The sequence below is a fragment of the Sphingomonas sp. 7/4-4 genome (assembly GCF_027941955.1).
Lineage (GTDB): Bacteria > Pseudomonadota > Alphaproteobacteria > Sphingomonadales > Sphingomonadaceae > Sphingomonas.
The window spans coordinates 2,382,599-2,402,433 of the sequence record NZ_CP115960.1; the positions used below are offsets into that span (position 1 = coordinate 2,382,599).

Sequence of the window (19,835 nt, forward strand, 5' to 3'; positions counted from 1 at the left end):
TTTCCGTGACGCTCGCCGTTTCCGACACTTTCGCACGCGCGGCAATGCGTGTCGGATTTGTTTACACTTAGCCGATAGAGCTGGGCGCACCATGATCCGCCTGTTCAAGCATTACGTGCCCAATGCCGTGCTGCTGCTCGGCCTGCTGGACGTCGTCCTGCTGGTGGCGGCGGGCGAACTCGGCTGGATCCTGCGCGCGCATCAGGTCGGCATGGCCGCCCTGCCGATGACCACGCGCGTGCCCCAATTGCTGGGCTATGCCGCCTTTATCGAAGTCGCGATGATCGCGGTCGGCGTCTATGGCGCCGATGCGCTCCAGTCGCTGCGCTACGCCATGGCGCGGCTGATCGTGGCGATCTCGCTGGGCGTGATCGGCCTGAGCGTCCTCTATTTCATGATCCCCCAGATCAGCTTCTGGCGCTCCAATTTGCTGTACGCGATGGGCCTGTCGGTCGTGCTGCTGATCTTCCTGCGCGTCCTGCTCGGCAAGACGCTGGGAAGCCAGGCGTTCAAGCGGCGCATCGTCGTGCTGGGAGCGGGTCCGCGCGCCGCGCGCCTGAAGGTGCTTTCCAAGGCGCCCGGCGCGGGCTTCGCCGTCGTCGGCTATGTCTCGATGAGCGAGGCCAATCGCGTGATCCCGGAGGCGATCGCCCGCGATGCCATCTACAATCTCGCCGATCACGTCGTCCTGCTCAACGCCAGCGAAGTCGTGCTCGCGCTCGAGGAGCGGCGCAATGCGCTGCCGCTCAAGGACCTGTTGCGGGTCAAGACCACCGGCGTCCATGTCAACGAGATCTCGACCTTCCTCGAACGCGAGACCGGCCGCGTCGACCTCGACAGCGTCAACCCCAGCTGGCTGATCTTCTCGGACGGCTTTTCCTCGGGCCGAATGGTGTCGAGCGCGTTCAAACGGCTGTTCGACATCAGCGCCAGCCTGTTGCTGCTGGTCCTGACGCTTCCGCTCGTGCTGGTCACCGCGATCGCGATACGGTTCGAGAGCAAAGGCCCGGCCTTTATCGCCAACGCCGCGTCGGGCTCTACGGCGTCGGCTTCGACGTCATCAAACTGCGTTCGATGCGCCAGGATGCCGAGGTCGGCGGCAAGGCGGTCTGGGCCGAGAAGGACGATCCGCGCATCACCCGGATCGGCCGGGTCATCCGCAAGCTGCGCATCGACGAGCTGCCGCAATGCTGGAGCGTGCTCAAGGGCGAGATGAGCTTCGTCGGCCCGCGCCCCGAACGCCCGCAATTCGTCGAGGATCTCGAGCAGAAGCTGCCTTATTATGCCGAGCGCCACATGGTGAAGCCGGGCATCACCGGATGGGCGCAGATCAACTATCCCTATGGCGCCTCGATCGAGGATTCGCGCCAGAAGCTCGAATATGACCTGTTCTACGCCAAGAATTATTCGCCCTTCCTCGATCTGCTGATCCTTCTCCAGACGATCCGCGTCATATTGTTTCCCGCGGGCGCGCGCTGATGTCTGCAACGCTGATCCTGTGGAGCCACGCGCTGGCTGCCTTGCTCTTCGGCGGCATCGCATTGTGGACGGTCCGCACCCCGACGAGCGGCTTGCCGCGCCGCCCGCTGATGCTGGCGTTGGTGCTGACATCGCTCTGGGCACTGGCGGTCGCCGGGATCGGTGCCGGCGAGATGGTGACACGGATCGTCGAGACGCTCCGGAACCTTGCCTGGCTCGGCTTCATGATCACGCTGCACCGGCGCGACGCCAACGACCGTCCGCCGCTCGCGCTCGGCACCGTCTACGGGGTGGTCGCGCTCGTCAGCATATGCGCATTGGTGTTTCACATCGCCGCGATTGCAGGCGCGTCCGCTGCCGCCGAGCAGATCGCCAGCACGGCGCTGCTGCTCCGCATGCTCGTCGCCGTTGCCGCTCTCGTTCTGGCGCAGGCGCTTTATTCGGCACTCAACCCTTCCGCGGGAGGCGGGCTGCGCTGGATCGTGACTGCGCTGGCCGGTATGTGGATCGCCGAATTCGCACTCTGCTGCACCGAATATGTCGGCGCCCAGCCGCACGCGCAATCGATCGCGGCGCGCGGCGTGGCGATGATCGCGGTTGCATTGGCGATGGTCACTGCGCTCCAGCGCAAGGGCGATCTGGATGTCCAGGTTTCGCGCACGGTTGCCTATCAATCGCTGTCGCTGGTCGCGATCGGCGCCTATTTCGCGTTGCTCGCGCTCGCGACCAGCGCGATCGCCACGATCGGCGGCGAGAATGCGCGGATATTCCAGACGGCGTTCGTGCTCGGCTCGACCGCCGCGATCCTCACTCTCGTCTCGAACGGATGGCTTCGCGCCTGGACCAAGGTCAAATTGGCGAAGCACCTTTTCCGCCATCGCTACGACTATCGCGCCGAATGGATGCGCTTCACCGAGACGCTGGGCGCTCCCGACGGCGCCGCACCGCTCGACGTGCGCATCGTCAAGGCCGTCGCCGATCTGACCGACTCCCCGCCGGCCTGTTGCTGGTGCCCGATGGTGCCGGGCTGGGCCCCGGCGCCAGCTGGAACTGGGACCGTGGACTGTTCCCCGCCACCAGCGATGCGGCGCTCGCCGACCATCTCGCCACCACCACGCGGATCATCGAACTCGACGGCGTCCGCGACGACCCGTCCCGCCCCGACGCCGCGCCGGTGCCGCGGTGGATGCTCGACATGGCCGATGCCTGGGTGCTGGTGCCGCTGCCGCATCTGGGCAGCCTCGCCGGTGCGATCCTGCTTGCCCGCCCGCCGCTCGACCGCGCGCTGGACTGGGAGGATTTCGACCTGCTCAAGGTCACCGGCCGGCAAGTGGCGAGCTATCTCGCCGAGGCGCGGGCGCAGGAGGCGCTCGCCGACGCGCAACGCTTCGACGAGTTCAACCGGCGCTTCGCGTTCATCCTCCACGACATCAAGAATCTGGTGAGCCAGCTCACCCTCACCGCGCGCAATGCCGAGCGGCATGCCGACAAGCCCGAATTCCGGGCGGACATGGTGGCGACACTCAAGGATTCGGCAGATCGGATGAACGCATTGCTCGCCCGGCTCTCGCAACATCATCGCGGGCGGAGCGAAGCGCCGCATGCGATCGAGGTTCAGGCCGTGGTGCATCGTGCGGCGACGTCCCGGGCGCGGCAGCATCCGGTGCATGTCTCAGGCGTTTCAAGCGCAATAGCGCATGCCGACCCTGCGGGCCTGGAGCAGCTGCTGAACCATCTCGTCCAGAACGCAATCGAGGCGAGCGCGGCCGACGCGCCGGTGACGATCCTGGTCGGCGCGGACGGGCTCAACGTCACGATCGACGTGACCGATCAGGGCTGCGGCATGTCCCCCGCCTTCGTGCGCGACAAATTGTTCAAGCCGTTCGTCTCGTCCAAGCCTGGCGGCTTCGGCATCGGCGCGTTCGAGGCGCGCCAGATCGCCGCGGCGATGGGCGGGCGGATCGAAGTCACGTCGCGCGAGGGGCAAGGCACGTGCTTCCGCGTGGTGCTCAAGGCCGCGCATGCCGCCGATCTCCGCGAGGAGCGCGCCGCATGACCGAGATGAAGAAGCTGCTGATCGTCGAGGACGATGCCGGTCTCCAGCGCCAGTTGCGCTGGGCCTATGAAGGCTATGAGATCCACACCGCCGCCAATCGCGAGGAGGCAGTCGCCGTCATCCGCGCCGAGGAGCCGCAGGTGGTGACGCTCGACCTCGGCCTTCCGCCCGACCCCGACGGGACCACCGAGGGCTTCGCGACGCTCGAGACGATCCTCCAGCTCCGCCCCGATACCAAGGTGATCGTCGCGTCGGGCCACGGCGCGCACGAATCGATGCTCAAGGCGATCGCGCTGGGCGCGTGGGATTTCTACCAGAAGCCGATCGACATCGACGCGCTGGGACTGATCGTCGCGCGCGCCTTCCACGTCCATGCGCTGGAAGCCGAGAACCGCCGCCTTGCCGACCGTGCCGAGGCAGGCGCGGTGCTGGGGGCATGATCACCGGCGCGCCCGAGATGCTCAAGGTGACGCGCACGATCGAGCGCGTCGCCGGCGCCGACGTATCGGTGATGCTGCTCGGCGCGAGCGGCACCGGCAAGGAACTGCTCGCCCGCGGAGTCCATGATGCGAGCCCCCGCAAGAAAGGGGCGTTCGTCGCGATCAACTGCGCGGCGATCCCCGAGACCCTGCTCGAAAGCGAGCTGTTCGGGCACGAAAAGGGCGCCTTCACCGGCGCCGTGAAGACCAATGAAGGCAAGATCGAGCTGGCGCAGGGCGGCACGCTGTTCCTCGACGAGATCGGCGACGTGCCCCTGCCCTTGCAGGTCAAGTTGCTGCGCTTCCTGCAGGAGCGCGTGATCGAGCGGATCGGCAGCCGCAAGCCCATCGCGGTCGACACCCGCGTCGTCTGCGCGACGCATCAGGATCTCGACGCGATGGTCGCCGAAGGGCGCTTCCGCGAGGACCTTTATTACCGCCTCGCCGAAATCGTCATCCGCATCCCATCGCTCGCCGAACGGCCGGGCGACGCGGGGCTGCTGGCGCGGCATTTCCTCACCAAATATGCCGCGGCGATGCAGACCGGCGCGCGCAGCTTCGCGCCCGACGCGCTCGCCGCGATCGACGCATGGAGCTGGCCGGGCAATGTCCGCGAGCTCGAGAACCGAGTGAAGCGCGCAACGATCATGGCCGAGGGCAAGATGGTCACCGCCGCCGATCTCGACCTCGAGGACAAGGCCGATCCGATCCCGATCAACCTCAAGGCCGCGCGCGAGCTGGCCGACCGCAAGGCGATCCGCCACGCGCTCGCCCGCGCCGAAGGCAATATCTCGGGCACCGCGCGACTGCTCGGGATCAGCCGCCCTACCCTCTATGACCTGATGAAGGCCTATGACCTCCAGCCGTAAGCGCTCCCGCTCCGCCCGACGCAAACCAATGTTCCGCCGCCTGATCGTGATCGGCGGCGCGCTTGGTGCGTTCGCATTGGTGCTCGCGGCGTGGTTCATGGCCGCGTCGACTCGGTTGAACCCGGCGGCCGCGCGCGAAGCCGTGGAGCGCAGCGGCAAGCTGCTCGCGGCGCATGATGCCACGGCGGCGCGCGAGGCGGCGCTCGCCGCTGTCCGTGCCGATCCGGGCAATGCCCAGGCGCATCTCGCCCTCGCCAAAGCGATGCTCGCGCTCGACGACGGCGTCGGCGCGGAAGCCGAACTGCAGCGCGCCATAGACGCCGGCTACAAGCCCGGACAGGTCGCGCACCTGCGCGCACACGCGCTGCTACTCCAGGGCCAGCAGGAAAAGGCGCTCGCCGAGACCGGCAAGGCCGCTCCGGAAAGTCAGGTTTATGCATTGCGCATCCGGGCGCGGGCGCTGGCTTTGTCGGGCAAGCTGCCGGGTGCCTTCGCGGCGATGGAAGAAGCGGCGAAGCGCGCCCCGCGCGACGCCGATGTCTGGGCCGATATGGGCCGGCTCAAGCTCAATGCCGGCGACGTGCTCGGCGCGATCCAGGCATCCGGGCAGGCAGTGAAGCTCGACGGCGGCAATCTCGACGCGCTGATGCTGCGCGGCGAAATGGTGCGCAGCCAGTTCGGCCTGATCGCGGCGCTGCCCTGGTTCGAGGCGGCGCTGAAGCGCGATCCGAACGACCATGACGCGCTGATCGAATATGCGGCGACCCTGGGCGATGCCGGACGGACGCTGGATTCGCTCGCGGCGACCCGGCGTGCATTGGCGGTACGGCCCGGCAGTGCCCAGGCGCTGTATCTGCAGGCGGTGATCGCCGCGCGGGCGGGGAATGGCGACCTGGCGCGCGGGCTGATCGAGCATGCGGGGGCGGGCTTGCCCAGGTCCCCGCGGCGTTGCTGCTCGGCGGCGCGCTCGACATCGAAGCCGCCGATTACGAGCAGGCGATGGAGAAACTGAAGCCGCTGGTCGCCAACCAGCCGATGAACATCGCGGCCCGGAAGCTGCTCGCAGTCGCATTGCTGCGCACCGACAGCGCGCGCAATGCGATCGACCTGCTGCGCCCGGTGATCGTGCGCGGCGATGCCGACAGCTACTCGCTGACCTTGGCGGCGCGCGGTTTCGAGCGGATCGGCGATCGCGCGACCGCGGCGAAACTGCTCGATCGCGCCGCCTGGCCGGAGCAGGGCGATCCGAACGCGTTCAGCGCCGACGACAGCACCGCAGTGCTTGCCGCCGAAGCGGCGCAGCGGCCGGGCGATCCCGCTGCGTTGGTCCCGCTGATCCGCGCGCTGCTCGACCAGGGCGACAAGCCGGCGGCGCTCGCCACGGCGCAGGACATCGCCGCACGCAATCCCGGAGTGCCGGCGGCGCATCTGCTCGTCGGCGACACGCTGATGCTGATGAACCGCCCGGCCGACGCGGTCGCGGCCTATCGCCGCGCGGCCGATTTGCGCTTCGACGAGCCGGCGATGCTGCGGCTGATCGAAGCGCTCGACCGCGCCGGCCAGCGCGCCGACGCCGCCAGGGTGCTGGCGTTGTTCCTGTCGCAGAACCCGGTGAACGTCGCCGCCTTGCGCCTTTCCGGCCGCTGGCAGCTCGCGGCGGGCGACCATGAGACCGCGATCGACACGTTCGAACTGCTCCGCGCCCGGATCGGCGACGGCGACGCCGCGCTCAATGCCGATCTCGCGATGGCCTATGTCGGCGCGGAGGAATTCGAGGCGGCCGAGGACTTCGGCGAGGCCGCCTATGCGCTGGCGCCGGGCAATCCGGTGGCGGCCGACGCTTATGGCTGGGCGCTGTACCGGGGCGGCGACGCACAGGCCGCAGTCGAACTACTGCAAAAAGCCGTGATGCTGGCGCCGCGTCATGCCGGGCTTCGCTGGCATCTGGCGCAGGTCTATGCCGATCTGAACCGAAAGCCCGAGGCGCGGGCGCAGGCACAGGCGGCGTTGGCCGACCCGCGGTTCGACGAACGGACCGCGGCTACGGCGATGGCGGCACAGTCCTGATTTTATTCGCGGCGAGCAGAGCCGGGCGCGGCACCGGCGACGAGCATCGCTTCATCCGCAATGCGGGTCCCCCAAAATGAGAGAGGCCGCCGGGACCCATCAGGGTACCCGGCGACCTCCGACATGGTCAGCGGCCGGAGAGTTCCAACCCGGGAGACCATGCGGGCCGCTGTTCTGATGGCTGGCGAGCGTTGCCTGGAGGAGGATACCTCCCGCTTGCCCTACGGACGGAGGACTTCCGTCCGCGCCTTCAGCTCAGCGGCGCGTCTCCCGAATGAACTGAACCGACCCCATTGCTGAACCATGAGACATCGGATCACCTCCTTTCGCAAGTTGAAGAACGAGCGTGGCTTTTGGCCACGGACGAATCTTGAATCATCCGGAGTCGCAGAACAAGTCTTGTAATGCAGAAAAGATAGTGCGATTCTCAAAGGTCTGTGGTTCGCCGCACGCGCTTCTCAGCCGCGGCAATCCTCCGCCACCCGCAGGATTTCGGCCCAGGCCGGCACCACCAGTGTCGGGACGCCGCCGCCCTGCACCACGAAACGTCCGCGGCTATAACCCATCGCATCGATCAGCGCGTCGCGGGCGGCGAGATCGGCGGCCGCGCCCGTCGTGGCGGGGCTGACGGGGAGCGTCCGGGCGATGCTGGTGGTGCGGATGGTGAGCGCCGGCGCCGAGACCAGGCCGCTACGGGTCAGGACGATGCGACTGCGGGCACGATCGCAGCGGAGCGTGAGTTCGGGTGCCAGGCCCGACATCCCGAACGACGCCGTGCCGCCCTGGGCGTCGGCGCGGTAGCTCCAGGTGCCCGGCGTCAGCGGCCAGTCGCGCCAATCGGCGCTGGCTGGCGGGGGCGGCGGTGCGGGGGCGGGCGTCGGCGCCGGAGTGGGGACGGCGACCGGGGGCGCAGGCCGGGGCGGCGGCTGGCTGGGCGCGACGCACCCCGCGAGCAACAGGGCGGCCGTAGCGGACAGGCTGGCGAACACGGACGATCGACGCATGCCGCGCCTTATGGGCGAAGTCCCCCGCCGCCTCAACCTTGGATCAGGCGGCAGACCGGCGACGCGCCATCACCCGCTCGACATGCGCATAGAGGACCTGCTCCTCGCGCTCGATGCGGTCGGCCAGTCCCGCAAGCAATGCCTCGGTCTCGGCACGGAAGCGTGCCCATTCGCGGGTGATGCGGCCGACCGGCCAGGCGGCGATGTAATTGGCGAAGGACGGCCCGAGCGTGCCGTGCTCCTGGCGATAGCGCCACGCGATGTCGGTGGCGATCGCATCGCCCGAAGACAGCAGGCGATCGTAGATCAGCCGATCCTCGCGATTGCAGTGATCGATCAGCGCCTGCGCCATCCGCCAGCGCATGGCAGCGACTGCGGCGGCATCGGGGACGGGTGCGGAAACGATCGCGAGGAGCAGCGCGGCATGAGCCTCAAGGGCTCGATGTTCTGCGCAGAACCCTGCAATCACGCCGACTATCTCCCTGATATGGACCGCGCCCAAAGCACGGCCCCATGACCGCGGTAAGTCAGTAAAGTCCCCGATCGATTGCATATTCGTGCGTTACGCTTGCTGTTCCTGCAGCTGCTCAACGCCCGCGCCCGCCGCCGAACCGGGTCTTGCTCTGCTTTCCATAGCGCGTCTTGCGCGTGCCCGGCTTGCCTTCGTTCGAGCGGCCCATGATCGGCGCCTTGTGCTCGCCGGCGGGCAGCCCGAGTTCCTCGGCTTCGAGCCCGCGGATCTCGTCGCGCAGTCGCCCGGCTTCTTCGAATTCGAGATTCGCCGCGGCGTCGCGCATCTTCTTCTCGAGCTCCTCGATATAGCCGCGCAGATTGTGGCCGACCATGTGCGGACGATCGGCATCGATCTCGACCGTCACCTGATCCTTGTTCGACACGTGCGCGATGATGTCGCCGATGTTGCGCTTGATCGTCTCGGGCGTGATCCCGTGCTCGATATTATAGGCGTGCTGCTTCTCGCGGCGGCGCCCGGTCTCGGCGAGCGCGCGCTCCATGCTGCCGGTCATGCGATCGGCATAGAGGATCACGCGGCCGTCGACGTTGCGCGCGGCGCGGCCGATCGTCTGGATCAGCGAGGTCTCGGAGCGGAGGAATCCCTCCTTGTCGGCATCGAGGATCGCGACGAGGCCGCATTCGGGAATGTCGAGCCCTTCGCGCAGCAGGTTGATGCCGACGAGCACGTCGTACACCCCCATGCGCAGATCGCGGATCAGTTCGATGCGCTCCAGCGTCTCGGTATCCGAGTGCATGTAGCGGACCTTCAATCCCGCCTCGTGCATATATTCGGTCAGATCCTCGGCCATCCGCTTGGTGAGCGTGGTCACCAGGGTGCGATAGCCCTTGGCCGCAGTCGCCTTGCATTCCTGGATCAGGTCCTGGACCTGTTCCTCGACCGGCTTGATCTCGACCGGCGGGTCGATCAGCCCGGTCGGGCGGATGACCTGCTCGACGAACACCCCGCCCGCCTGCTCCATCTCCCACGCGCCCGGCGTCGCTGACACGTATGTGGTCTGCGGGCGCATCGCTTCCCATTCGTTGAAGCGCAGCGGCCTATTGTCGATCGCCGAGGGCAAGCGGAAGCCGTATTCCGCCAGCGTGATCTTGCGCTTGTGATCGCCGCGCGACATGCCGTTGATCTGGCCGATCGTCTGGTGGCTCTCGTCGACGAAGAGCAAGGCATTCTCGGGCAGATATTCGAACAATGTGGGCGGCGGCTCGCCGGGCAGGCGCCCGGTGAGGAAGCGGCTGTAATTCTCGATGCCCGCGCAAGAGCCGGTCGCGGCGATCATCTCGAGATCGAAATTGGTGCGCTGCTCGAGCCGCTGATGCTCGAGCAACTTGCCCTCGGCCTCGAGCTCCTTGAGCCGCTCGGTGAGCTCGTGCTTGATGGCCTCCATCGCCTGCTTCATCGTCGGCCCGGGCGTCACATAATGCGAATTGGCGAAGACACGGACATAATCGAGGCTCGCGACCTTGCTGCCGGTCAGGGGATCGAACTCGGTGATCTCTTCGATCTCGTCGCCGAAGAACGACACCCGCCACGCGCTGTCCTCATAGTGCGACGGGAAGATTTCGAGGCTGTCGCCGCGCACCCGGAAATTGCCGCGCGCGAAGGCCTGATCGTTGCGCTTGTACTGCAGCGCGACGAGCTTGCGGATGATCTCGCGCTGGTCGACGACCTGGCCCTTCTTCAGGTCGAAGATCATCGCCGAATAGGTCTCGACCGAGCCGATGCCGTAGAGGCACGAGACCGAGGCGACGATGATCACGTCGTCGCGTTCGAGCAGCGAACGCGTCGCCGAGTGGCGCATCCGGTCGATCGCCTCGTTCACCGAGCTTTCCTTCTCGATGTACGTGTCCGAGCGGGGGACGTACGCCTCGGGCTGGTAGTAATCGTAATAGCTGACGAAATATTCGACGGCGTTGTCGGGGAAGAAGCTCTTGAACTCGCCGTAGAGCTGCGCGGCGAGGATCTTGTTGGGCGCGAGGATCAGTGCGGGGCGCTGGAGCTCCTCGATCACCTTGGCCATCGTATAGGTCTTGCCCGACCCGGTGACGCCGAGCAGCACCTGGTCGCGCTCGCCGGCGCGCGCCTGCTCGACCAGTTCGGGGATCGCATAGCGCTGATCGCCCGACGGCTGATAGTCGCTGACCAGCTTGAACGCCTTGCCGCCCTCGCTCTTCTCGGGGCGGTTGGGGCGATGGGGGACGAAGTTCTCCCCGTATCGGGCTCGGCGAGGGAAGTGCGGATCTGGATCGGCATGGCTGGGATATGGGACCTTTATCGGGGGACGCAATCAGCCTGTCTGGTTGACACGCTTGACACGATAGCGGGTTTTTGCCGGAAGCGGCAGGTTTGCGCCGGGAACGCGCCTGCGGCGCGGCACTGACGCGACACCCTCGCGCCTGACACGCGACACTGACGCGACGGCTTCGCGACCGCGACCGCGACCGCGATGCGACACCGAGGCGACGCGGGCAGTGAGGAAAAGGATATCGTTGCTTGCTCACCGCCGGAACAAAAGCAGATCAAATCCTATTTTACCAGTGTTTTGGTAGGGGCTGGAACGATTGCAAATGGCTGTTAGCGGATGCCCTTCTTCGCCATCCGATCGAGCCTCGCGGTCAGACGGACGGTTTTTGCTGCCGCAAGCGTTCCCGGAGGGCGACGCTATTCGGCCACCGGCTGGCCATCAAATGTATAAGCTTTGCCGTTGATTATCGTGCTGATTTGAACATTGCCTACGTGCACAAGATCGGGGTCATTTGGATCGCCTCCTGACATGAGGCCAATTTGTACGGCAGCGGACACGACCATGGCCTTGTGAACGACATCCTCGATCAGGACGAAATTTAAGGTGTTATCTGGCCGGGGGTCCTTGTCCCAGTCCGCGAGCTTGTCGATTGCCCTCCAGGCGATGTTCGCCAGCACGGTTACTGCCTGCTCTTCCGTGCAAGGCAAAGAACCAGCGATGGAATGGATACGGCGACCATGCTGTAACGTGTTTCTAATTTTGAACAGCGTCTTGGTTAGTTCGTCAACGTCAGCGGTCGTTGGCGCGACATCTCTGATCAGATCAGCGATTGCCTCGGTGCCGAATCTCCTGCGGAGCGGAGTTTCGTTGCAAGCTGGGCAGAACAGGTCACTTGAGCATTTTGGGCACGGTGGTGCGATTTTCCCGGCCTCTTTCAATTTCTCAGCGACTATCTCGATCGCAAACCAGAAGTAAGAAAATTGCTCTTCCGCGATCTGTGAGCGCATTCCGAGCCTATACCAGCGCATTACAGACTGGCTTACCTCGTCGTCGTGTACGGCGACAAGGCGTTCGACGGTATCCATCAAGGCCGAGTCCAAAGCAGAAAAGGAGAGGGTTGCCTGACTCGTGTGGTAGTATCGCGCGTCACGCATTTCGACGCCCGGCGTCCAATCAATCGCCCGTATTACAATGGCGTCCGAAATGCGGGCACCCGTCGCAAGAGAGAGAGCGTTCTGCAGCACAGCCAGATGATCGAGCGCCATTTCGCGAGCGTCGTTGAGGCTCTCGACCTCAAATTCAATTTCGATGATTAGAGAGCGTTTAGCGAAAGGGAGAGCGTCGGGGTTGTTCCTTATCGTTGCGGAAAAGTCGCCGGTCGGATGTTTAACCGTGTGGCATGCGCCCTCCTCGGTAAGACACAGATTCGAACTGGCATAAATTTCGGCGATGACGCGCATTCGCTACCCCCGGTCAATGACCCTAGCGAGGCGATTAGTGAACCGCAAAAGATCCCATTTGAACCCACCATTGCGCGCTGGATAAACAAGCAAATGTCCGCAACTGAGTCGATAGCGAACCTCGTAGCGCTCTCCCTCATCGACGCATCGTCCGCATTGCCAAGCGCAACCAATTCGGCTTTTGGGGAGCGCAGAACCGGTAGGGAATCTCACATGCGCGCTATCATCGTCCTCGCAGCCACTGCCCTTGCGCTGGCCGGCTGCCAATCGGCGGAAGAGAAGCACGCCGCCGAGACCGGCGAGATCGAAGTCACCAATGCGCAGACCGAGCAGGTCGCGAAGCTGATCAAGGCGGCTGCGCCCAAGAATGCGGTCAAGCCGGGGCTGTGGAAGGCCGAGCTTCGCATCGAAGCCGTCGATGTCGGCCCCGGGGGCGACAGCGCGAAGCAGCTCGAGCTTGCCAAGGGCCTCGAGCGCAACGCCACCGAGTGCAAGACCGCCGAGCAATTGAAACCGTTCGACGTTTCCAAGCTGGAACAGGCGGCGGGCGCATGCACGTTCGTCCGCTATGTCTCCAAGGGCGGCAAGGTCGACGCCGAAATCCAGTGCAGCAAGAAGGCCAGCGAACCGGGCACGACGCTGCTGATCAACGGCACCAATTCCGCGACCGGCTTCGACGTGGTCACCGAGCATCGCACCGGCACCAAGGGTCAGCCGGGCTATTCGCTGGTGCGGATGCGTTCAATCGGCACGCGCATCGGCGAGTGTCGGGCGCAGGCGAAGGGCTGAGCCGCGAAGCGCTGCGCCGGGCGGCTCAGCGCTCGCTCTGGCGGCGATAGGCGATCCGCCACATGATCGCGGCGATGCCGGCGGCAAGCGCAGCGAGCAACGCGCTCGACGCCAATGCGCTCAGCCAGCGAAACAGCAAGGTGCGGCTGTCGATCTCGGGCATGTCGAGCATCCCGAAGCCATAGGTCTGCGCGCCGACGAAGATCACCATCGCGGTCACTGCGCCGACCAATGCCGCATGCCAGGACCGGCGCAGCCCCGCGACGTGCATCACCAGCCAGATCGGGCCGCCCACCGCGGTGATCGCGAGTCCCGAGAAGATGCTGCCGATCAGCCAGCCGCTGAGCAGATTGAGCGGCTGGCGCTGGCCGCCGAGCAGCAGCAAGGCGAGCACGATCAGGCCGGCCAGCGCACTGCCCGCGCCGAGCGCCAGTCCCGCCCGGTCGATGCTGGTATCGTAGCGGCGCTGCACGCGGATCGTGCGTCGATTGATCTGTTCCAGGACCCTCTCCCGAGCACCGACGATACTCCTGCCGGGACGCCGCCTCAAGCGTCACCGCGACGGTTCAGCGCAAAGCGTCGAACCGGCCTTCGCGCACGCATTTTTCGACGCGCGCCATGTCGGGATGCGGCGGCGGCGCGCCGAGCGCGGGCACGTCCACCGGCACGCCGATCGCGGCGGTGGCGAAGCGCGCGGGATCGCTGCCGGCACAGGCCTGCATCGCGGCGAGCATGCGCGGCGGGGTGTCATAGCCCTCGCGCGAAAGCCGGAACGTGCCCCAGTGGATCGGCAGCGCGAACGGGCGGCCGAGCCCGTCCCACACGCGGAGGGCATCGCGCGGGCCGATATGGCTGCCGCTGGCCATCTGCCCCTCCTCGAAACGGAAGGCGCCGATCGGGATCACGGCGACGCGGATCGGGCCGAGCGCGGCGGCCTCGGCGGGCCATTTGCCGTCGCCGAGACCCGTATCGCCGGCGAAGAACATATTGCCGTGCGGGAGCTGGACCACGAAGCCCGACCAGAGCGCGCGGTTGCGGTCGCTGAACCAGCGGCTGCCCCAATGGTGGCTGCGGGTGACGGTTACCCGGACATCGGGTCGGATCGCGCGTCCCTGCCCCCAGTCGAGCGCGGTCGCGGCGATACCCGCCTGGCCGATGACGCTGTCATTGCCGAGGCTGGTGACGATGACCGGTTTGTCGCGCTGCCACAGTCGCCTGAGCGTCGTCAGGTCCATATGGTCGTAGTGATTGTGGCTGACGAGGACGAGGTCGATCTTCGGCAGATCCTCGAAGCGGATGCCGGGCGCGGCGACGCGGCGCGGGCCGAAGCCGAATGGGCCGGCGTGATCGCTCCACACCGGATCGGTGAGGATGTTGATGCCGTCGGCCTGCACGAGGACGGTCGCGTGGCCGATCCAGGTGACGCGCATCGTTTCGCCCTCGACGCGCGGCGCGGGTTTCGAAGGACGCACCGCGACATGGTCCGGCCAGGCGGGCTGGCTCGAGTCGCCGAAGATCCGCCGCGCGATCAGGCGGGTGCGGCCGGGTCCGGCGGAGAGGCGGTCGTCATCGCCGTCGGGATTGAAGAAATGCGCGCCGTCGAAATGCGCGGACACCGGCCCGCGATAGTAGATGCGGTCGAGGAAGTGCGGCAGCACGGTCAGGGCGAGACACAGGACGATAACGGTCCATAACAGCCCGGCAAGGGCAAGCTTGAGCAGGCGCATTCGCCCTTCTTGCGGGGCCGCGCGCGCAATCAAGCTTGATCGGCGGCGCCCCTCCCCTAACCGATGGCCATGACATCCGATCTGCCCCGGACCGAGGAAGAAGCCGCCGCCGAACTGGCGCGGCTCGCCGAAATGATCGCGCACCACAATCGGCTCTATCACGCCGACGACGCGCCCGAGATCAGCGACGCCGAATTCGATGCGCTGATGCGGCGGAACAATGCGATCGAGGCGGAGTTCCCCGGCCTCGTCCGCAGCGACTCGCCGTCCCGGAAAGTGGGGGCGGCGCCCACGGGGCACCTCTCCAAGGTGGCGCATGCGCGGCCGATGTTCAGCCTCGACAACGGGTTTTCGGACACGGACGTCGTGGATTTCCTCGGGCGCGTGCGGCGCTTCCTGAACCTGCCGCCGGACACGCCCGTCGCGCTCACCGCCGAGCCCAAGATCGACGGGCTCTCGTGCTCGCTGCGCTACGAGCAGGGCCGGCTGGTCCAGGCGCTCACCCGCGGCGACGGCCGGATCGGCGAGGACGTCACGGCCAATGTGCGGACGATCGCCGACATCCCGCAGGAGATTCCCGGCGCGCCCGACATCTTCGAAGTGCGCGGCGAGGTCTATATGGCGAAAAGCGACTTCGCCGAGCTCAACGCCCGGCTGCTCGCCGAGGCGGAGGAAAGCGGCAAGGAAGCGCGCCAGTTCGCCAATCCGCGCAACGCCGCCGCAGGATCGCTGCGCCAGAAGGATGCAGCGGTCACCGCGTCGCGGCCGCTGCGCTTCCTCGCCTGGGGCTGGGGCGAAGTCACCTCGCTGCCCGGCGAGACGCAGTCGGAAGTGATCGCGGCGATCAGGGCGATGCGCTTCCCGGTATCCGACCTGTTCGTCGGTCCGGTGGATCTCGACGCGGCGCTCGCGCAGTACAAGAAGATCGAGGCGCAGCGCGCCGATCTGCCCTTCGACATCGACGGCGTCGTCTACAAGGTGGACCGGCTCGACTGGCAGACCCGGCTCGGTTTCGTCGGCCGCGCGCCGCGCTGGGGGCTCGCGCACAAATTCCCCGCCGAGCGCGCGCAGACGACGCTCAACGACATCGAGATCCAGGTGGGCCGCACCGGCAAGCTGACGCCGGTCGCCAAGCTCGAGCCGGTGACGGTGGGCGGCGTGGTGGTGCGCAACGCGACGTTGCACAATGCCGACGAGATCGCGCGGCTGGGCGTGCGCCCCGGCGACCGGATAGTGCTCCAGCGCGCGGGCGACGTGATTCCGCAGATCGTCGAGAACCTGACGCGCGACGAAGAGCGCCCGGCTTTTGCGTTCCCCGACCATTGCCCGCGCTGCGGCTCCGAAGCGGTGGCGGAGGAAGGCGAAGTCGATGTCCGGTGCACCGGCGGTTTGATCTGCCCGGCGCAGCGGCTCGAGCGGCTCAAGCATTTCGTCAGCCGCGGCGCGCTCGATATCGAGGGGCTGGGCGAGAAGACTTTGGTCGAATTGCTCGACTTGGGCTGGATCACCGAGCCGGCCGACATTTTCCGGCTGGCGCCGCATCGCGAGGAATTGCTTGGGCGCGAGGGCTGGCAGGAAAAATCGGTCGATGCGCTGCTCGCCGCGATCGAAGCCAAGCGGGCGCCCGATGCCGCACGGCTGCTGTTCGGGCTGGGCATCCGCCATATCGGCGCGATCACCGCGCGCGATCTGCTCAAGCGCTACACCACGCTCCCCGCGATCCGGACGCTGGCCGAAGAGATCATTGCGCTTCGGGACGCGACTCCCCGCGATCGGCGAGAGCGAGCAGAAGCACCGCGCGCGCCTCGACAAGGCGATCACCGAGCATATCGGGGTCGAGAATGTCGGCGGCGCCGTCGGGCACGCGCTGGCCGATTTCTTCCACGAGCCGCACAATGTGGCGCTGTGGGAGGATCTGCTGGCCGAAGTCTCGCCCCCGATTTCATCGTCGAGACGCGGGCTTCCGAAGTATCGGGCATGACCCTGGTATTCACCGGCAGTCTCGAGTCGCTGAGTCGCGACGAAGCCAAGGCCCAGGCCGAATCGCTGGGCGCGCGAGTCGCCGGATCGGTGTCGGCGAAGACGAATCTGGTGATTGCGGGACCGGGTGCGGGATCGAAGCTCAAAAAGGCCGCGGAACTCGGAATTCGGGTTATTTCCGAGGAGGATTGGGCCAAAATCTTCGCCAAGGCCGAGTGACTTTTTTGCAACGCAGCAAATGATTCCACTGTTACCAACAGCTTGCCCGGCTCATGCCGATTGACTGTCATCGGTTGGACATAAATGAATTCCATGGGCAGCGGCGACGGTACACCGCACCGCGTGATTAGTGCATTCAGGGCACACCGAAGGGGACTATCTTAAAATGCGCACCAAGCTTTTTGCTGGCGTGGCTTTTGCCGCGCTCCTGATTCCGGCGAGCGCCTATGCGCAGTCGACCGGCACGATCGACTTCGAAGAAGGCAGCGAAGAGATCGTCGTCACCGGCACGCGGACGCAGAACGGCGTGAACGGCATCGTGGTTCCCGATACCACGAAGACCCGCGGCGTGCTGAACCAGGAATTCATCCAGCGCCAGGCGCCGGGCCAGTCGGTCAACGACCTGATCAACCAGCTTCCGGGCGTCAGCTACACCAATAACGATCCCTTCGGTTCGTCGGGCGGCTCGCTCAACATCCGCGGCTTCGAAGGCAGCCGCATCAGCCAGACCTTCGACGGCATTCCGCTCAACGATTCGGGCAACTACGCCATCTACGGCAACCAGCAGCTGGATCCCGAGCTGATCGAGCAGGTCAACGTCAACATGGGCACCACCGACGTGGACAGCCCCACCGCCGGCGCCACCGGATCGACGGTGAACTATCGCACGCGCAATCCGAGCGAGGATTTCGGGGTCAAGCTGATCGGCTCGGTCGGCGACTTCGACTTCTTCCGCATCTTCGGCCTGGTCGACACCGGCACCTTCACGTCGTTCGGCACTCGCGCCTGGCTCTCGGCGAGCTCGGCGCGCAACCATTCGCCGTTCAACGACCGCGCGCAGGTCGAGAAGCAGCAGTATAACGCCAAGATCTACCAGCCGCTGGGCGACAATGGCGACTTCATCGCCATCTCCGGCCACTACAACGAGAACCGCAACAACTTCCAGGGCTCGGTGCCGCTGCGCACCGATCTTCGGCAGCTGTCGGCGGCCGGTGTCGACCTCGGCGCACGCAATGTCGGCCCGAACACCAGCGATCGCTTCCCGATCACGAACGACGAGCGCGAATATTCGGTGCCGCTCTGCCAGATCAACAATACCGCCCGCGCCGGCATTCTCGATGCGGCCAATGGCTGCGGCTCGGTCTTCGACGAGCGTTTCAACCCGTCGAACACCGGCAATGTCCGCATCAATTCGCGCTTCACGCTCGCCGAAGGCCTCGTCTTCGCGGCCGATCCCTATTACCAGTACACCAAGGCCAATGGCGGCGGCACCGTCGTCGGCCAGGAAGTCCGTCGCGACGTCAATCCGACCGGCGGGGCCGCAAACTGCAACACCACTGCCAATGGCCCGGCGGTGAGCTGTCAGGTCGGCTATATCGGCGGTACGCCCTATTTCGGCCGTGACCTCAACGGCGACGGCGACCTGCTCGACACCGTCCGCTTGCTCGCGCCGAGCCAGACGCAGACCCATCGCATCGGCGTGATCTCGTCGCTGCGCTACACCGTCGCGCCGGGGCAGACCGTGCGCGTCGCCTACACCTATGATCGCGCACGCCATCGCCAGACCGGCGAGACCGGCTTCCTGCAGTATAACGGCAAGCCCTTCGACGTCTTCCCGGTCAACGATCCGATCCTCGACGTGAACGGCCGCGCCCTGCAGAAGCGCGATCGCCTGTCCTTCGCGATCCTGCATCAGTTCGCGGCGCAGTATAATGGCGAGTTCTTCGACGGCACCGTCCGCGTCGATGCGGGCATCAGCGTCAAGTTCATGCGCCGGAACCTGAACAACTATTGCGCCACGTCGAGCGCGGCGGGCTTCATCGAGTGCTTCGGCTCGGACAGCGCGGCGCAGGCCGCGTGGCTTGCGGCGAACCCGACGCAGACCGTGCCCTACGCCGCAGGCGTCGGGGGCGCGACCTGCCCGGCCAACCCGGTGCCGGCGACCAACTGCACCTTCCCGACCCAGGGACCGCAGCAGCGCATCGTCGACTATAAGCGCGCGCTGCCGAACATCGGCTATGTCGCCGACATCACCGACAAGCTCTCGCTCTACGGCAACTTCTCGCAGAGCATCCAGGTGCCGGGTACGGATAATCTGTACAACTCGTTCTTCTACCCGGTGACCGCCGAACAGGCGAACCCGAAGCCCGAGACCACCGACAATCTGGAAACCGGCGTGCGCTATCGCTCGTCGAAGATCCAGGCACAGGTCGCGGCGTGGTACACCAACTACAAGAACCGGCTCGCTTCGTCCTACGACGCCGATCTGGACAAGACGGTGTATCGCAACCTCGGCAAGGTGAAGCGCTTCGGCTTCGACGGCACGATCGCCTATCGCCCGATCAACGAGCTGAGCGTCTATGCCTTCGGTTCGTACCTCGACTCGGAGATCCAGGACGATGTGGTCGCCGGCCGCACTGCGGCGGGTGCGCCGATCTACGCTCCCACCAAGGGCAAGCGTGAATCGAACGCACCGGTCTACACCTTCGGCGGCGGCGCGCAGGCGACTCTGGGCTTCGCCGACTTCGGCTTCAACGTGAAGCGTACCGGCCCGCGCTACGTCTACGACACCAACGAGCCGGTGCGGCAGATCGTCAGCGGCAACGTGGTTCAGGTCTTCGGCGCCAAGGTCCCGGCCTATACGCTCGTCGACTTCAACGCGCGCATCCCGCTCGGCTGGGCCGGTCTCAACGACAAGACCTACTTCCAGCTGAACGTGCTCAACGCGTTCGACAAATTGTGGGTGAGCTCGCTCAACAGCGGCAACGGCGCGCTGAACCAGGGCCCGACCTTCAACCCGGGGACGGGCGCGGTCACGGCGTACGGCAACGCGCCGAACTCGCAGATCGGCTATCCGCGCACCTTCATGGGTTCGCTGGTGGTGGGCTTCTAAAAGCCCGGCTTCCGATCCGGGAACGAAAAAGCCGCCGCT

The 19,835-nt window shown here is 66.1% G+C and carries 12 protein-coding genes and 3 pseudogenes; 8 read left to right on the forward strand and 7 right to left on the reverse strand.

Translation table 11 applies throughout. From position 1 onward, the window contains the following. The first annotated feature begins 91 nt into the window (after positions 1–91). Positions 92–1,479: pseudogene (locus PIB19_RS11985) on the forward strand (TIGR03013 family XrtA/PEP-CTERM system glycosyltransferase). Here the strand turns inward: PIB19_RS11985 and PIB19_RS11990 are convergent. After that, positions 1,404–2,357: a hypothetical protein gene (locus tag PIB19_RS11990; protein WP_271237545.1), complete on the reverse strand. Its 954-nt coding sequence runs from the start codon at positions 2,355–2,357 to the stop codon at positions 1,404–1,406. The pseudogene PIB19_RS11985 and the gene PIB19_RS11990 overlap by 76 nt on opposite strands. A gap of 20 nt (positions 2,358–2,377) precedes the next feature. Here PIB19_RS11990 and prsK point away from each other — a divergent pair, with 20 nt between their 5' ends. The 4 genes and pseudogenes from prsK to PIB19_RS12010 all read left to right on the forward strand — a co-directional run bounded on the left by prsK (position 2,378) and on the right by PIB19_RS12010 (position 6,950). Continuing rightward, positions 2,378–3,535, forward strand: coding sequence for an XrtA/PEP-CTERM system histidine kinase PrsK (gene prsK, locus PIB19_RS11995; RefSeq protein ID WP_271237546.1), 1,158 nt, complete (start codon positions 2,378–2,380; stop codon positions 3,533–3,535). Beyond that, positions 3,532–4,883, forward strand: a pseudogene (gene prsR / locus PIB19_RS12000) (PEP-CTERM-box response regulator transcription factor). Before prsK ends, prsR begins: the two are co-directional and overlap by 4 nt. Before the next feature lie 28 nt (positions 4,884–4,911). Next, the gene (locus PIB19_RS12005; protein ID WP_271237547.1) at positions 4,912–5,895 is read left to right on the forward strand and encodes a tetratricopeptide repeat protein; all 984 of its coding nucleotides are present in this window, start codon (positions 4,912–4,914) and stop codon (positions 5,893–5,895) included. Further along, positions 5,832–6,950: a tetratricopeptide repeat protein gene (locus tag PIB19_RS12010; protein ID WP_271237548.1), complete on the forward strand. Its 1,119-nt coding sequence runs from the start codon at positions 5,832–5,834 to the stop codon at positions 6,948–6,950. The genes PIB19_RS12005 and PIB19_RS12010 overlap by 64 nt, the downstream gene beginning before the upstream one ends. Positions 6,951–7,408: 458 nt before the next feature. On the opposite strand, the gene PIB19_RS12015 is transcribed toward PIB19_RS12010, so the two are convergent. The 4 genes and pseudogenes from PIB19_RS12015 to mauJ form a co-directional block, all read right to left on the reverse strand. Continuing rightward, positions 7,409–7,954, reverse strand: a complete 546-nt coding sequence (locus PIB19_RS12015) for a hypothetical protein (RefSeq protein ID WP_271237549.1) — start codon at positions 7,952–7,954, stop codon at positions 7,409–7,411. 43 nt (positions 7,955–7,997) lie between these two features. Continuing rightward, positions 7,998–8,507 carry a hemerythrin domain-containing protein gene (locus tag PIB19_RS12020; RefSeq protein WP_271237550.1) on the reverse strand — a complete coding sequence of 170 codons (510 nt, stop codon included), beginning with the start codon at positions 8,505–8,507 and terminating at the stop codon, positions 7,998–8,000. 34 nt (positions 8,508–8,541) lie between these two features. Continuing rightward, positions 8,542–10,736: pseudogene (gene uvrB, locus PIB19_RS12025) on the reverse strand (excinuclease ABC subunit UvrB). Positions 10,737–11,144: 408 nt separating this feature from the next. After that, on the reverse strand, positions 11,145–12,188 hold the full coding sequence (mauJ, locus tag PIB19_RS12030; RefSeq protein ID WP_271237551.1) for a methylamine utilization protein MauJ: 1,044 nt from the start codon (positions 12,186–12,188) through the stop codon (positions 11,145–11,147). A gap of 213 nt (positions 12,189–12,401) precedes the next feature. Here mauJ and PIB19_RS12035 point away from each other — a divergent pair, with 213 nt between their 5' ends. Next, positions 12,402–12,977: a DUF3617 domain-containing protein gene (locus tag PIB19_RS12035; protein WP_271237552.1), complete on the forward strand. Its 576-nt coding sequence runs from the start codon at positions 12,402–12,404 to the stop codon at positions 12,975–12,977. A 25-nt stretch (positions 12,978–13,002) separates the two neighbouring features. Here PIB19_RS12035 and PIB19_RS12040 read toward each other — a convergent pair whose 3' ends face one another. Both PIB19_RS12040 and PIB19_RS12045 read right to left on the reverse strand, forming a co-directional pair. Then, positions 13,003–13,449, reverse strand: coding sequence for a hypothetical protein (locus tag PIB19_RS12040; protein ID WP_271237553.1), 447 nt, complete (start codon positions 13,447–13,449; stop codon positions 13,003–13,005). Positions 13,450–13,543: 94 nt separating this feature from the next. Beyond that, a complete protein-coding gene (locus PIB19_RS12045; RefSeq protein ID WP_271237554.1) occupies positions 13,544–14,704 on the reverse strand; it encodes an MBL fold metallo-hydrolase in 1,161 nt (386 codons plus the stop codon). 69 nt (positions 14,705–14,773) lie between these two features. Between PIB19_RS12045 and ligA the strand changes: the two genes are divergently transcribed. Both ligA and PIB19_RS12055 read left to right on the forward strand, forming a co-directional pair. Continuing rightward, positions 14,774–16,903, forward strand: coding sequence for an NAD-dependent DNA ligase LigA (ligA, locus tag PIB19_RS12050; protein ID WP_271237555.1), 2,130 nt, complete (start codon positions 14,774–14,776; stop codon positions 16,901–16,903). A gap of 166 nt (positions 16,904–17,069) precedes the next feature. Then, entirely contained in the window at positions 17,070–19,796 is a 2,727-nt protein-coding gene (locus PIB19_RS12055) for a TonB-dependent receptor (RefSeq protein WP_271237556.1), read from the forward strand. The last annotated feature ends 39 nt before the right edge of the window (positions 19,797–19,835 follow it).